The following is a 542-nucleotide window of genomic DNA, read 5'->3' as shown; positions in this document are numbered from 1 at the left end:
TTCCTCTCCCACTTCTTTCGCCGCCGATAGAGAGGTTTCTGGCAGGATAATCGCAAACTCCTCCCCTCCGACTCTTGCAAAAATCTCGTCTTTAACCAACAAGTGAGAAACCAAATCGGCTAATGTCTCTAAGACATAATCTCCCGCATCGTGGCCACGTTTATCATTGATAACTTTAAAAAAATCCAAATCAAACAATAATAGAGCAGATTGGTAGTCAGGAGTTTGGGATTTAATGACTTCTTCTGTGAGCTTTTCGAAAAAAACACGTCGATTGTAGATGTTTGTGAGAGCGTCAATTTGGCTTTGGTGGCGAAGAAGGGTTTCGACTCGGTGGCGGTTGGAAATGTTGCGGGTAAGAATGAGAACAACGCGACGACCTTGATAGTTTATAGTGAGCGGACAGATTTTCCCTTCGTAATAGAGGTCGCCTTTTGGCCCACTATTCGCATCTATTCCCTGAACGCTGTCGGCGCACATCTTGTACTCGATCGTCACAATACAGTCTTGATTGAGTGACCGATTGATCTGTTCGATAAACC

The 542-nt window shown here is 44.5% G+C and carries 1 protein-coding gene; it reads right to left on the bottom strand.

Annotation, left to right across the window (positions count from 1 at the left end; all coding sequences use genetic code 11):
• Positions 1–542 (bottom strand): GGDEF domain-containing protein (locus R7Q11_RS28790; RefSeq protein WP_225467299.1); only part of this gene is annotated, 542 nt, incomplete at both ends.

The sequence above is a fragment of the Vibrio sp. 970 genome (genome assembly GCF_033339075.1).
This window is presented reverse-complemented; position numbering and strand designations above follow the sequence as displayed.